The 12,512-nt window shown below is 73.6% G+C and carries 13 protein-coding genes; 6 read left to right on the forward strand and 7 right to left on the reverse strand.

The features are described 5' to 3' along the window. The first annotated feature begins 53 nt into the window (after window positions 1–53). Window positions 54–521: a CoA-binding protein gene (locus LZ198_RS29360; protein ID WP_253975408.1), complete on the forward strand. Its 468-nt coding sequence runs from the start codon at window positions 54–56 to the stop codon at window positions 519–521. Between the two features lie 266 nt (window positions 522–787). Then, a complete protein-coding gene (locus LZ198_RS29365; RefSeq protein ID WP_253975409.1) occupies window positions 788–973 on the forward strand; it encodes a hypothetical protein in 186 nt (61 codons plus the stop codon). Window positions 974–1,102: 129 nt separating this feature from the next. Here LZ198_RS29365 and egtD read toward each other — a convergent pair whose 3' ends face one another. Beyond that, window positions 1,103–2,125: an L-histidine N(alpha)-methyltransferase gene (gene egtD / locus LZ198_RS29370; protein WP_253975410.1), complete on the reverse strand. Its 1,023-nt coding sequence runs from the start codon at window positions 2,123–2,125 to the stop codon at window positions 1,103–1,105. Between the two features lie 4 nt (window positions 2,126–2,129). After that, the gene (gene egtB, locus LZ198_RS29375; RefSeq protein ID WP_253975411.1) at window positions 2,130–3,479 is read right to left on the reverse strand and encodes an ergothioneine biosynthesis protein EgtB; all 1,350 of its coding nucleotides are present in this window, start codon (window positions 3,477–3,479) and stop codon (window positions 2,130–2,132) included. 309 nt (window positions 3,480–3,788) lie between these two features. On the opposite strand from egtB, the gene LZ198_RS29380 reads away from it, so the two are divergent. Beyond that, window positions 3,789–4,166 carry a response regulator gene (locus tag LZ198_RS29380; protein WP_253975412.1) on the forward strand — a complete coding sequence of 126 codons (378 nt, stop codon included), beginning with the start codon at window positions 3,789–3,791 and terminating at the stop codon, window positions 4,164–4,166. Window positions 4,167–4,184: 18 nt separating this feature from the next. Here the strand turns inward: LZ198_RS29380 and LZ198_RS29385 are convergent, their stop codons facing one another. Further along, window positions 4,185–4,457, reverse strand: coding sequence for a hypothetical protein (locus LZ198_RS29385; protein ID WP_253975413.1), 273 nt, complete (start codon window positions 4,455–4,457; stop codon window positions 4,185–4,187). A 274-nt stretch (window positions 4,458–4,731) separates the two neighbouring features. On the opposite strand from LZ198_RS29385, the gene LZ198_RS29390 reads away from it, so the two are divergent. Further along, window positions 4,732–5,265, forward strand: coding sequence for a hypothetical protein (locus tag LZ198_RS29390; RefSeq protein WP_253975414.1), 534 nt, complete (start codon window positions 4,732–4,734; stop codon window positions 5,263–5,265). A 246-nt stretch (window positions 5,266–5,511) separates the two neighbouring features. Further along, complete coding sequence (locus LZ198_RS29395) at window positions 5,512–5,892, forward strand: helix-turn-helix domain-containing protein (protein ID WP_253975415.1); 381 nt, start codon at window positions 5,512–5,514, stop codon at window positions 5,890–5,892. Window positions 5,893–5,916: 24 nt separating this feature from the next. Here the strand turns inward: LZ198_RS29395 and LZ198_RS29400 are convergent, their stop codons facing one another. The 4 genes from LZ198_RS29400 to LZ198_RS29415 form a co-directional block, all read right to left on the reverse strand. After that, the gene (locus LZ198_RS29400) at window positions 5,917–7,827 is read right to left on the reverse strand and encodes a serine/threonine-protein kinase (protein ID WP_253975416.1); all 1,911 of its coding nucleotides are present in this window, start codon (window positions 7,825–7,827) and stop codon (window positions 5,917–5,919) included. Further along, window positions 7,824–8,690: a DUF2381 family protein gene (locus LZ198_RS29405; protein ID WP_267145491.1), complete on the reverse strand. Its 867-nt coding sequence runs from the start codon at window positions 8,688–8,690 to the stop codon at window positions 7,824–7,826. Before LZ198_RS29405 ends, LZ198_RS29400 begins: the two co-directional genes overlap by 4 nt. Before the next feature lie 159 nt (window positions 8,691–8,849). Next, window positions 8,850–9,188 carry a hypothetical protein gene (locus LZ198_RS29410; protein ID WP_253975417.1) on the reverse strand — a complete coding sequence of 113 codons (339 nt, stop codon included), beginning with the start codon at window positions 9,186–9,188 and terminating at the stop codon, window positions 8,850–8,852. A 10-nt stretch (window positions 9,189–9,198) separates the two neighbouring features. Continuing rightward, complete coding sequence (locus LZ198_RS29415; RefSeq protein ID WP_323383011.1) at window positions 9,199–10,929, reverse strand: chloride channel protein; 1,731 nt, start codon at window positions 10,927–10,929, stop codon at window positions 9,199–9,201. 268 nt (window positions 10,930–11,197) lie between these two features. On the opposite strand from LZ198_RS29415, the gene LZ198_RS29420 reads away from it, so the two are divergent. Continuing rightward, complete coding sequence (locus tag LZ198_RS29420) at window positions 11,198–12,373, forward strand: ankyrin repeat domain-containing protein (RefSeq protein ID WP_253975418.1); 1,176 nt, start codon at window positions 11,198–11,200, stop codon at window positions 12,371–12,373. Window positions 12,374–12,512 lie beyond the last annotated feature (139 nt).

Consider the following 12,512-nt stretch of genomic DNA (forward strand, 5'->3'; position numbering starts at 1 on the left):
GGCGCGACTCGCCGTCGCGCGTGGGGATGCCGAGCTTTCCCCCGGGAGGCGTCATGGACGACTGGAGACAGAACCTCGTCGAGGACGACGCGGGCGTGCGGGACGTGCTGGCGCACTCGCGCCGGGTCGCGGTGCTCGGCATCCGCTCCGAGCGCTTCGCGCACAAGCCCGCGCATGCGGTGCCGGCGTTCCTCCAGGCCCACGGCTACGACATCGTCCCGGTGTCGGTGCACGGTGAGACGGAGCCCATCCTGGGGCGTCCGGTGTACGCGGCCGTGGCGGACATCCCCGGGCCGGTGGACGTGGTGGAGGTGTTCCGTCGTCCAGAGGACATCGACGCGCACGTGGACGACCTGCTGGCGAAGCGGCCCCGCGCCGTCTGGTTCCAGCTGGGCATCCGCAACGACGCCGCGGCCGAGCGCCTGGCCCGCGCGGGCATCCGCGTGGTGCAGGACCGGTGCATGAAGGTGGAGCTGATGCGCCTCCTCGAGGCGCGCGCACGGGCGGGTGTCCCCGGTTGACTCGCGGCGCGAGGGGGCAGGCAGGCGCGGGGCGCGGATGAACAACGGACGGGCGCCGGGCGTCTCACGCGTTATGGAAGAAACGATGGACCGGTGGCCTCCGACCTCGGGACGATGGGTGCACTTCCGTGCACGCCGTGTCGCCTTCGTCACGCGGGGACTTCCCGAATCCGTCGCGAATCCATAACCTGCAGTTCCCCGGCCCGTGATGGGTGAGCTCCCTCCCATCCAGGACCTCCACGCAGTGCCCCGCAAGGAGTCCCCGCATGTCGTTCACCGGAATGCTCCCCCTTCACCTTGCCACCGTGGACCTCAGCCCCGTGGGGGAGCGGATGCTGGCCGCCGGGGGGCTGGCCGTCACCGTCCTCGCCGCGCTCTGGTACGCGTGGACCCGCCCCGTGGCCCAGCCGGTGCCGGTGCGCGTCTCCTCGCGCCGCCAGCCCAGGCGCTAGTCCCGTCGTCGTGAAGACCGCGATGGCCCGGTGGAAGGGCCATCGCCTCATGCCGCACCGCGGAGCCAGGACACGCAGGCGCGAAGCGGTGGCCGCTGGAAGGCGGCCCGCCCACGCGCCCGGTCCTCCTCACTCCTTCAGCGCCAGGGACAAGGCGAAGTCACCCGCCTCGTCCGTCCACCACGCCGCCAGGCGCAGGCCCGCCTCCGCCAGCTCCTGCTCCACGCGCGGCTGCTGGAACTTGCAGCTCACCTCGGTGCGCAGCACCTCGCCCTCCGCGAACTCCACGCGGCGGCGGAGCGTGGTCAGCCACACCGACTGCGTGCGCCGCGACACCAGCCGCATCTCCACCCAGTGGTGGTGCTCGTCGAAGGGCGCGAAGTGCTCGAAGGCGTCCGGGTCGAAGTTCCCGCCCAGCTCGCGGTTGAGCACGCGCAGCACGTTGCGGTTGAACTCCGCCGTCACGCCCGCGCTGTCGTTGTAGGCCGCGTACAGCCGCTCGCGGTCCTTGATGAGGTCCGTGCCCAGCAGCAGCCCGTCCCCCGGCCGCAGCCCCGCGGACAGCTCCCCGAGGAAGCGCGCGCGCTCGGGCGGCTTGAGGTTGCCGATGGTGCCACCCAGGAAGGCCACCAGCCGGCGGCCTCCCTCCGGGAGGCGGTCCAGGTGGTGGTGGAAGTCGCCCACCACCGCGTGCACCGCGACGCCCGGATATTCGCGCGCCAGGGACGCCGCCGCGCGGCGCAGGAAGCCCTCGCTCACGTCGAAGGGGACGATGCGCGACAACTGCCCCGCCTCCAGCATGGCGTCGAGCAGCAGGCGCGTCTTCTCGCTGGTGCCGCTGCCCAGCTCGATGAGCGTCGTCGCGCCGCTCAGCCGCGCCACGTCCCCCGCGTGGGCGAGCAGGATTTCGCGCTCGCGCCGCGTGGGGTAGTACTCCGGCAGCCGGGTGATGTCGTCGAAGAGCTGGCTGCCCCGCTCGTCGTAGAGCCACCGGGGCGACAGCTCCTTGGGCGAGCCGCACAACCCCCGCAGCACCTCCTGCCGCAGCGCGCGCTTCGCGTCGCCGGGCCGGACGTGGACGTCCACCCTCACCCCGGGGACCCCGCGCACCTCGTTCCCCGGCATCTCCTCTGGCTGCACCGTCACCCTCATCCCGTCACCTCCCGTCGCGTGCACACCGGAAGCCGGCGAAGATCTGCCGGCGGATGGGGAAGTCCCAGTTGCGGAAGCCATTGCGCACCGCCACCGGCGCGCTGGCCCAGGCCCCCCCTCGAAGCACCTTGTATCCGTCGCCGAAGAACACCTCCGAGTACTCCCGATACGGGAACGCCTCGAAGCCGGCGTAGGGCGTGAAGTCGCTCGCGGTCCACTCCCAGACGTCGCCCAGCAGGCCCCAGACGCCCTCCGCGCTGCGGCCCTCCGGGTGACTGCCCACGGGGCGCGGGCCCCACGCGTCTCCGCCCAGGTTGGCGTGCCCGGCGGTGGGCGGCGCGTCGCCCCACGGGTGCGCGCGCGCCACGCCGTCCCCCCCGTGCGCGGCCCGCTCCCACTCGGCCTCCGTGGGCAGCCGCTTGCCGGCCCAGCGCGCGTACGCGTCCGCCTCGTACCAGCACACGTGCTGCACGGGTTCGTCCCACGGCAGCCGCTCCACCTGGCCGAAGCGCCGGCGCAGCCAGCGCGAGCCCTCCTGGGCCATCCAGAACTGCGGGTGGCGCAGGCGCTCGGCCTGGACGAAGTCCCAGCCCTCCGGGTGCCACCAGCGCGCGTCGTCGTAGCCGCCGGACTCGACGAAGCCGCGGTACTCGCCGTTCGTCACGGGGTGCGCGTCGAGGAAGAAGGGCGACAGCGCGCGCGTGTGCGCGGGCCGCTCGTTGTCGTAGGCCCACGGGTGTTCGCTGCCCAGGCGCGCCACGCCGCCGGGGATGAAGACCTCGTGGCGCGGCACCGGGCCCGGGTGGGGCCGCGGGCTCGTGGGCGGGAGGCGGTACTCCACCTCCGTCATGAGCTGGAGCGTGGCGGCCAGCGTCTCCACGTGCTGCTGCTCGTGCTGCGCCACCATGCCGAAGACGTAGCCGCCGCGGAGCAGGGGCGTGTCGCCGCGCTCGGGCACGCCGTCCGCCAGGTGCTCGCGCACGGCCTCGCGCACGCGCGCGGCGTAGGCGAAGGCGTCCTCTGGCGGCAGCAGCGGCAGGGCGGCGCGCGTGCCACGCGGGTGCTGGAACGCGTCGTAGATGCGGTCGAACGCGGGGTCGGTGAGGGCCGGCGCTCCCAGGGCGCGCAGCAGCCACTGCTCCTCGTAGTTGGCGACGTGCGCCACGTCCCAGATGAGCGGCGACATCAGCGGCGAGTGCTGCCGCAGCAGCGTCGACTCGGGGAGGCCCGCGAGCATGCCCAGCAGCCGGGCGCGCGCGGCGCACAGCTCCCGCCAGGCGCGCGCCTTCCACCCCGGCTCCGCTCCGACGCCCGCGCGAGGCGCGCTGCTCCATTCATCCGCGATGAGGGACATGTCGGTCCGTAGGGTGGGCGCGCTCCGGCGCGGAGGTAAGTCCCCGCCGTCCACGGCCGGAGGCCGCCGTGCGGGAATGTACGTTTCCCAGGCGGGAGGCCGACTTGGCGGGTGCCGCGTCGGTCCGCTCGCGCGGCACCCGTGACGTCCGCTCCGCCGCGCGACGCGGGGCGCGGGGCCGGCGCGCGCGCGAGTCGACCCCGGAGGGCGCGCGTCGCGCTCGCGGGAGGGCCGCCTTATCTGTCCACTTTCGCCGTGTCCGCCCGGGCGCCGGTCGCGGCCGGGGGAGGGCGCCCTTATGCTCCGACCATGGCCAGCGCCGAGAAGCACAGCCGTGTGCTCGTCGTGGAAGACGAAGACGACATCCGCGCGGCCATCGCGGAGATTCTCGAGGGCGAGGGCTACGACGTCACCATCGCCACCAACGGCCGCGAGGCGCTGGAGGAGCTGGAGGACCCGCGCTACGCGCCCAGCCTCATCCTGCTCGACCTGATGATGCCGGAGATGAACGGGCACGAGTTCCTCGCGTACCGCCAGGGCCAGGCGCGGCTGCGCGACGTGCCCGTCATGGTGCTCACCGCCGTCACCACGGACATCCCCTCCGGCGCCAACGGCCTCCTGCGCAAGCCCTTCTCCGTGGAGGAGCTGCTGGACGCCGTGCGGCAGCTCCTGCCCATGGCCGCGTGAGGCGCGCGCGCGCCCGCCTCACGGCCCGCGCGCCACCGCCAGCAGCGTCAGCGTGCGCGAGCGCTCGTCCCAGGCGTAGTCCAGCACCAGCCCGTGCCGGGCGAGCACGTGCCGGAAGGTGCCGGGCTCCGTGGGGATGGCGCCGCGCACGGACGCCTCGCCCAGCCGCTCCAGCGTCGCCTGGAGGTCGACGAAGGCCTCCGAGGGCATGCGCCCCACCTCCCGCCACGCCTGGGGCGAGTAGTGGATGCGGTGGGGCCCCGGTGGGCGCTGGCGGGCGTGCTGCGGCATGATCAGCCGTTCTCCCATGCCAGTCGCGTGCCCACGCCTGAGTGCGCGAGGACTCGCCTGGAGGTGCGGGCGGGGGCGGCGCCAGGCTGAAGGAGTTACAGCAGGGCAGGCGAGCGGCCGGAAGAAACGACAGGCGAGCGGGCGTGGGGGATTGGTCGCGCGGCCGTGGAGGGGCCGGCGCCCCGAGCCGCCGCCGCGCCCCGGCTGCCCGCCCGCGTCCCGCGTGGCCACGTTGCTCCATGGGGGCGAGCGTGGCCCCGGACAAGGAGAAGCCATGGCACGGCGGAGGTACACCCCCTGGTCTGCCACCAACGGGCTTTTGTTCGGCATCGTCGCGGGCGTGGTGCTGGCCCTGTCGGAGGTGGTGCTGGCGCTCGCCGCGGGGGAGAGCCTGGCGCGGCCGGTGCGCATGGCCGCGGGCATGGTGCTGGGCCCGCCGGCCTTCGGCGCGGACTACCCGGTGGGGCGCCTGGTGCTCCCCGCCGTGCTCGTCCACCTGGCCCTGTCCGCCATCGCCGGCGTCTTCTACTCGTTCCTGGACGCGATGCTGCCGCCGGATGGCCGTGGCCGCTGGGAGTTCCAGGCCGCGGTGGGGATGCTGTTCGGCATCGCCGTGTGGTTCGTGGGCTTCCAGTTCGTGGCGCGCGGCTACTTCCCCTGGTTCCTCGACGTGCCCCAGTTCCCCCAAATCGTGGTGCACGCCGTCTTCTTCGGCCTGCCGCTGTCCCTGTTCTTCACCGCCGCGGAGCGCCGTCGCGCGCTGCTGGACGTGATGGAGGGCGAGGGCGGAGACACGCCCCTGGCGTGAGCGCGCGGAGGGAACGCCGCGAGGCCCGCCACCGTCCAATCCCGAGGAGGCAGACCGTCCACGGCGTCGTGTCCCGAGGCCCTCGCGAGGGGCACGGCGGAGGTGCGCGCGAGGGTGTCGCGCTGCGTCGCGCGCGTTTGAAAAAACGCTGAAGGTATGGTGAAAGTACCCGACCTTCAGGGTTATCTAGGGGCCACCGAGGTGCCTGGAGCCAGGGCCCTCCTCTCGTGGACGACTGACACACGCATGGACACAGAACTGGCGAGCATGCTGGGAGCGGCGGCAAGGGCCGCCCGGGTGCGGATGGGGCTGACGCAAGCGGATGTGGCCGAGCGCATCGGCATGGCGTCGGAGGTCTACGGGCGCCTGGAGCGTGGCCACATGCTGCCCAGCGTGCAGAACCTGCGGCGGCTGTGTGTGGTGCTCAGCGTCCCGCCCCACGAGCTGCTCGGCCTGGGAGACGACCTGGCGGCGCCCCCGCCGGCGAAGGACAAGGGCGGGCCGAAGGGCCGCGAGGACGACACCCCGGAGATGCGCCGGCTGATGCGCAACCTGCGCAAGCTGTCCCCGGTGCAGCTCAAGCTGATGAACCTGGTCGCCTCCGCGATGCAGCAGAAGAAGAAGTAGCCCGCCTCCCAGGCCTCGACCCCCTCACCAGTGGTCGACCACGAACAACCCCGCCTTGACCGAGTACATGAACTCGGACGCGGGGACGGAGTCGTCCAGGGGGCGCAGCCTGCGCTGGGTATGCGTCCCCAGCCGCGCGCAGATGGGCAGGGTGAAGCCCTTCTTGAGATACAGCTCGCGGGGGAGCCGGGTGGAGTTGGGCGCGTCCGGGACGACCTGGATCTCCGTGTATTGGACCTCCAACCCCGCGGCGTCCGCGTACACCCAGCCCGTGAGCAGGCTGCCCTTGGGGAAGGTCCGCCCGCCGTAGACCCGGCTGGTGATGGGGCCCGGCTTGTAGGGAGGCTGCGGGATGTCGAAGCCCTTGCGCTCGTCCCAGGAGGCGTCGACGAAGAGCCAGTCCTGCTGGTTCGGGTAGAAGACCTTGGGGTAGCCCGAGTACTGGTTCTCGCTGAGCCACTCGGTCTGTCGTTCCAGGACCTCGGGCGGGCATGGACCCCTGCGGGGCCGCTCTCCCGGGCCGGGACCGGCGCCGGGCGCTCCCGCGCACTGGAGGCTGGCGGCGGCGGCCATGCCCACGGTGCAGCGGGCCAGCGTGTCACGCAGCCGGCGAGGGGCTGGAGGGGACCTGGGGTGTGCGGGCGTGTTGGCGGAGGGCTTCACGGTCTGCTCCTTCGGGGGTGGGGTGGGCGCTACGGAGGGCTGGGGGGCCGGGGGTGACGGCGGGGCTTTCGTCGCGGCGACGGGGGCCGCGGTGAGGCTCGGCCCGAGGGGCGTGGTGCCGGCTGGACCGCCCGCCGGGCCCACGGCGGCGACGCGCGGGCTCGGAGGGGACGCGGAGGGGGGGCCTGGGTGGCGCGCCGAGGTGCTCCAGCCCACGAGGCCCGACAGGCCGATGAGGGCGACCGCGCCCAAGAGGCCCCAGGCCCCCCGCGAGCGCGTCGGGGGCGTCTCGTGGCGCGGCGTGGACTCCGGGGGCGAGGAGGGCACGGTCCCCGTCGCGGCGGGGACTCGGGGATGGAGCGGGACGTCCCACTCCGCGGTGGCTCCCCGCAGCGCCGCCTCGAGGGCTTCGTGGAGCGCGGCGCCGTCCGGGAAGCGCGCCTCGGACTGCTTGTGCATCAACCGCCGCGCGAGGGCCTCCAGCGCCTGGGGGACGCGCGGATTCAGGGAGGACGCGGGCGCGGGGTCGCGCGTCTCGATGTACTCGACGAGCAGCTCGCGCGGCAGGGTGCGCGAGTACGCGGGCGCACCGGTCAGCACCTCGTGGAGCGTCACGCCCAGGGCGTACAGGTCGTCCGTGGCGCGGAACGGGTAGCGCGCGTCCGGGCGCGCGTGGTGTTCGCGCTGGAAGCGCAGGGCCTCCGGGCTGCGGTACTGGGGCGTGCCCGGCGGCAGCGGCCCCTCGGTGAGGGGGCGCGATTCGGCGTGGTCCGCGCTGCCGAAGTCCACCAGCACCGGCTCCTCGTCGTCGGCGCGCACCAGGATGTTGGACGGCTTGAGGTCGCGGTGGAAGACGGTGCGCGCGTGCAGCTCGCCGAGCGTCCACGCCAGCCTCGAGAACAGGCGCGCCACCCGGCGGGCGGAGGGCGCGGAGCGCTCCACCCAGGTGGCGAGCGTGGTGCCCTCGACGTAGTCGAGGACGACGTAGTGGTAGCCGGTGCGCGCGTCCGGCCACCGGCCGTGGGCCCAGACGCGCACCACGTTGGGGTGGGCCGCCTGGAGCAGGCACGCCAGCTCCCGCGCCGCGCGCGCGTCCGTCTGGTTCAGGTCCTCGCTGCCGGGGCCTCGCAGCGCGAACTTGAGGGCGTGACGCTGACCCGCGTGCTCCACCTGGAACACGGCGCCGAAGGACCCGGCGCCCAGCTGTCGCTGGATGCGCCAGGGGCCCACCTGCATTCCGGGGCGGAGCCCGAGCGGATGGTCCGTGTTCATCGGGTCGACACCTCCACCCGGCCCCTCACCGTGACGTGTCGGGAGGTCTCCCCGTCGAACAGGTGGAGGACGAGCTGCGCGCCGTCGGCCAGGGCCTCTGGGGCGGGGACCTCCAGGAGGATCCGTCCCGCGGCCCGGGGGCGATGCATGGGCACCTCCTCCTGGAGGGGGTGGATCCGGAGGCGGGCTCCCCGGTGCTCCAGCTCGATGCGCTCCAGTCGCCAGGGCGCCGCGTCCGAGGGCTGTGTCAGGTGGACCTCGAGCGCGGCGAAGCTGGTGGAGCGGAAGACGCGCCCACCCGAGACCTGGGGCTGGAGGGTGGCGACGCCGTCGAACGACTCGACGATGAAGCTCCCCTGCGTGAGGGCTCCCCCCAGGTCCTGGGTGTGGAGGACGGCGCCGAAGCCGCCCGTCTCCTCGCAGCGCCGGGCCAGGTCGAGCACGCGCTGCTGGAGGGCCTCCGGCGCGAGCGGGGTGCGGGAGACGCGCAACTGGAGGTCCAGCGTGGCCGGGTCGCTGACGAGCGCCAGTTGCAGGCGCTGGGGCATGAGGCCATCCGCGAAGCGCACGGAGACGAGCACGCGCTCGCGGGGCGCGAGGTCCTCGCGAGGCATGAGGACGAGGGCGCGCTCGGTGACCTCCAGCCGCTCGAAGCGCTCGCGCGACGCGCCCACCTCCACGCTGGAGGGCACCAGGGGCGAGTCGAACAGCAGCACCGTGGCGGTGTCCCCGGCCACCGCCACCACGTGCGTGCGCTCGGGCGTGTCCGCCGCCAGGGTGATGTGACGCTTGCGCATCTTCGGCTCCAGCGCTGCTTCTCCCGCGACCGCTGCCATACCTGACAAGGTGGCAATCACCAGCATGACCCGAGTAATAGGTTGGAGCAAGGGCTTGTGACCTCCTGGGTCGGCACCCTAGCAGGAGGGGCCCACATCCCGTGACCAGGGAGGTAGGAGCCCCCGTCGGGGCTCCCAGGTGTCACGGCGCCGTGCAACCTCTCGGAATCCGTGGGGGTGATGCGCTCAGCGGCGCTGTGTTGGCTGGGAGCCCTGCTCCGTGGGGGTGCCCTCGTCGGGGGGCTGCTGTTCCCCGGCGGGAGGTTGGGGCAGGGGCCAACCCTCGAACATGGGCCAGGCGCGGTACATGGAGCGGCGCTCCTCCGGGGAGAGGGGGCGCTCGCCCGGGGCTTCGCGTGGCTCGGCGCGCGCGGGGTGGGACGGGGCGCGGCGGTCGTGGGGCACGGACGGGCCCGGCCGGTACAGCAGCACGGAGCCCAGCACGACACACATCAGCAGCAAGGCCGCGATGCTCCAGGTCCGCGCGGGTCCTTCGAGTGTCGGCCGTCGTGTCGTGGTGGCCATGGTGGTTGCCTCAGAAGGTCCCCTGCCGCAGCAGGTCTCCCTTGGAGATGGTGCCCAGCAGGCGGCGCGACCCGTCCACCACGGGCAGCCGCTCCAGCGCCGTCTCGGAGAAGGTGGCCGCCACCTCGCCCAGGGACAGCTCCGGGGTGATGGGCTTCACGGCGGTGTCCATGATGTCCTCGGCGATGGTGGCCTGGAGCAGCGAGTGGTCCGGCAGGTGCCCCTTGAGGTCGTCGAGCACCAGCACCCCGCGGTAGCGCCCCGCGTCGTCCGTGACGTAGAGGTCCTCGCCGGGCCGCAGCTCCAGCAGCACCGCCACCACCTCCTGGAAGGGCGCGGACGGCGACACGCGCTGGTGGATGGGCTTGAGCAGCGCGCGGGCCCCCTCCTGCCGCAGCCAGTGGGGGATGGTGGCCGGCATGCGCACGTTGCGGCGGTTGAGCACGGACGTGTAGAGCGACTCGGGCTCCAGGCGCCGGCTGATGGCGGCGGACACCACGGCGCTGAGCATCAACGGCAGCACCAGCGGGTAGTCACCCGTCAGCTCGAAGATGAGCAGCACGGCGGACACGGAGGCGTGCGTCGTCCCCGCCAGCACCGCGCCCATGCCCAACAGCGCGTAGGCCCCGCTCGGCGCGCTGCCCGGCAGCAGCCTCTCCGCGAGCATGCCGAACGCGCCGCCCAGGAGCGCGCCGTAGAACAGGGACGGCGTGAAGAGCCCGCCCGGCACCCCCGCGCCCGCGCACAGCGACGTCATCAGGAGCTTGGCCAGGGGCAGGATGAGCAGCAGCACCAGCGGCGTGTGGCCCAGCAGGGCGCTGTTCACGGCGTCGTAGCCGTTGCCCAGCAGCTGCGGCAGCCACAGCGAGATGAGGCCGACCCCGGTCATCGCCAGCAGCGGCAGGAAGGGCGCGAGCCAGCCGGCGGCCCGGTCCAGCAGGTCCGACATGACGTTGATGCCGCGCACGTAGAGCGCCGAGGCCACGCCCATCACCGCGCCCAGCACCAGGGCCAGCACCAGCTCGCGCGGGTGCGTCAGCGCGTAGTCGGGGATGACGTAGCTGGGGTGGTCCGCGATGAGCAGCCGCGAGACGAGCGTCGACACCACGCACGACACGACGATGGGGCCGAACAGGTCGAGCGCGAAGCTGCCCAGCAGCACCTCCAGCCCGAAGAGGGCCGCGCCGACGGGGACGTTGTACGCGGAGGCCATGCCCGCGGACGCGCCGCAGGCGACGAGCAGGCGCGCCTGGCCCGGCCCCAGCCGCAGCACCCGGGCGAGCGACGAGCCGCTCGCCGCGCCGGTGGACAGGAGCGCGCCCTCGCGGCCGAGCGGCGCCCCCATGGCCACCGCGAGGATGGAGACGAGCCCCCGCAGCAGCGCCCGGGGCAGCGGGAGCCGGCCGGAGCGCACCCAGATGGACTCGATGATGCCCGCGGTGCCGTGGCCTCGCAGCGGCTGGCCGACGATGAGCGACAGCAGCGTCACCAGCGCGCCGCCCAGCACCGGGATGAGCACGCGCCGCCAGGAGGGGGCCGCCGCCACGCCCGCCAGGAAGTCCTCCGAGCCGCTCCTCCAGAACGCCCCCTGGGTGAAGCGCAGCACCTTGAGCAGGGCCACGGCCCCCAGCCCGGCGATGAGGCCCACCAGCACCACCAGCACCCAGAAGCGCTTCTCCACCGCCGTGAGGCCGCGGAGGAAGTCCCCCACCGAGTGGTGGAAGCGCCGCGCGACGCTCACGCCCGGAAGCCCCCCCTCCGTGTCCGCCCGCCGAGTGCTCACACGGGTTCAACACCCGCGACGTCCCGAGGTCTGGCACGTGCTCCCTCGGCCGCCCAGCTCTCGGTCTCCGAGAGGCCGATACACGGAAGGCCGTGGGCGCACGCGCAATCCGCGACTTCCTCCTCGGCCTGCCGCGTCATGGCCGATGCTCGCCTGCTTCACGCTGACAGCCGTCGGGGGAGCGTGGCAAAGAGGCGCGCACACCCGCTGGTGATGAAGGAACTCCATGTCCACGACCTTGCACGAAGCCATCGTCCAGGGAGATGTCGCGGCCGTCCGCTCGCTGGCCACCCCCGCCGACCTCCAGAAGAAGGGCGAGTTCGGTCGGCTGCCCTTGGGCGTCGCGGCTTCTCGCGCGGGCAGCATCCCGGCGGAGGTGCTCACGGCCCTGGTCGAGGCGGGTGCGCCGGTCGACGCCGCGCAGGGCGCCGAGGACGACGAGGAGGTGGGCTGGACCGCGCTGCACCACGCGTGTCTGCGCGGCACGTTCCCGGACGCGCTCGGCGCGGTGCGGGTGCTGCTGGCCCACGGCGCGAAGCCGGATGGGAGCGGCCAGGACCGCGGCATCACCCCGCTGATGCTGGCGCTCTCCGCCCACCACCTGGGCATCGTCGAGGCGCTGCTGAAGGCCGGCGCCAACCCCAACGCCCCCGTGGCCGGTGGGAACACGCCGCTGCACCACGTCGTCGCGCTGTTCAAGCAGCGCAAGGACGGTGGCTACGAGGAGGACGCGCGCGAGGCGATGGCCACGGACGCGGTGAAGCTCCTGCTGGCGCATGGCGCGGACGCGGGTGGGCGGGACACGGCGGGGGAGACGGCGCTCGCGAAGGCGCTCATCGGTCACCTGCCGGCGGAGCTGGTGCTCGCGCTGGTCGACGCGGGCTCGCCGCTCGACGAGCGGGTGCAGTTGGGCGACGCGAAGCAGCCCATCTTCTTCACGCCCGTGGCCATGGCCATCGGACTCCAGCAGCCCAACGAGGTCCTCACCCGGATGCTCGCGCGAGGCGTCGATGCGTCGAAGCTCACCGAGCACGAGGGCCAGTCGCTGCTGCACTACGCGGCCATGAAGCGCTTCGCGTCGCTGCAGCTCATCCTCCAGCACCAGCCGGGGCTGGACCTGAACGCCCGCGACGAGTCCGGGGCCACGCCGCTGTTCCTCGCCGCGTGGAAGGGCATCGAGGGCGCGGTCGGCCACCTGCTGGCGCAGGGCGCCGACCCGAACATCCCGGACGTGGATGGCAATACGCCCATGCACACGGCGGCGCGCAATGGGTTCGACAGGATCGTCGGCCTGTTGCTGGAGAAGGGGGCCGACCGCGCCCTGCGCAACGCGAACGGCGAGACGGCCGCGGACCGCGCCCGGAAGGCCGACCACGCGGAGCTCGCCGCGAAGCTGGCCTGAGGTCCGGGGCGGCGCCCCCGCGAGCCCTCTCGAAGCAAGGCCGGGGTGGAGTGCTGGCGCCGCACGTCGGGGCGCCGACCGCGCGCTGAACCTCCCAGCGGCCCGAGGTCCCGTGCCGGCGTCGCCCGTTCAGGGGCGG

Origin of the sequence: Myxococcus dinghuensis (genome assembly GCF_024198235.1) — a bacterium.
Classification (GTDB): Bacteria; Myxococcota; Myxococcia; order Myxococcales; family Myxococcaceae; genus Myxococcus; species Myxococcus dinghuensis.